At 48.7% G+C, this 657-nt stretch carries 1 protein-coding gene; it reads right to left on the minus strand.

The annotated features are described in order from the left end of the window. A partial coding sequence (locus R7Q48_RS28045; protein WP_318133583.1) for an aminotransferase class I/II-fold pyridoxal phosphate-dependent enzyme occupies window positions 1-657 on the minus strand: 657 nt, incomplete at both ends.

Raw genomic sequence — 657 nt, forward strand, 5'->3', positions numbered from 1 at the left:
AAGTTTAGATAAGCTCATGCACAGGATGGTGTTTTCATTCCAGAACGGTTCGACATCTTCAAAAATGATGTTCGGGAACGGCAAGCCGTACGCATTGTCGATGATCAGTGGGATGTTGTTCTCGCGCGCCAATTTGTCCAGTTTACGCACTTCTTCGTCAGTTAGTACGTTACCTGTTGGGTTGGTTGGGCGAGATGCACAAATTGCTGCGACGGAGTCATCGACGGTGAGCTTTTCAAAATCAACGTGATATTTGAATAGGCCGTTGTCGAGTAGCTCTATTTCTGGATGGTACGAAACAAAAATGTCTTCATCGATACCTGCATCACCGTAGCCAATGTATTCCGGTGCGATAGGCAACAGGACTTTTTTGTGCGAACCATCTGGCTGCTGACCAGCAAACAAATTAAATAGGTAGAAGAACCCGCTTTGGCTGCCATTCGTCAGGCTAATATTCTTCTCACTGATGTCCCAGCCGTATGTTTCACGAAACAGCTGTGCGAGCGCTTTGACGAACACGTCTTTACCCTGAGGGCCATCATAATTAGTGAGCGTGGCGACGAGTTCGCCACTGGCGAGCATTTCCTCACTGGCTTGGTGAAAGTAATCGAGCATGGCAGGAATGGCAGCCGGGTTACCCCCACCGAGCATGATGGC

It is taken from the genome of Vibrio sp. 378 (assembly GCF_033339435.1).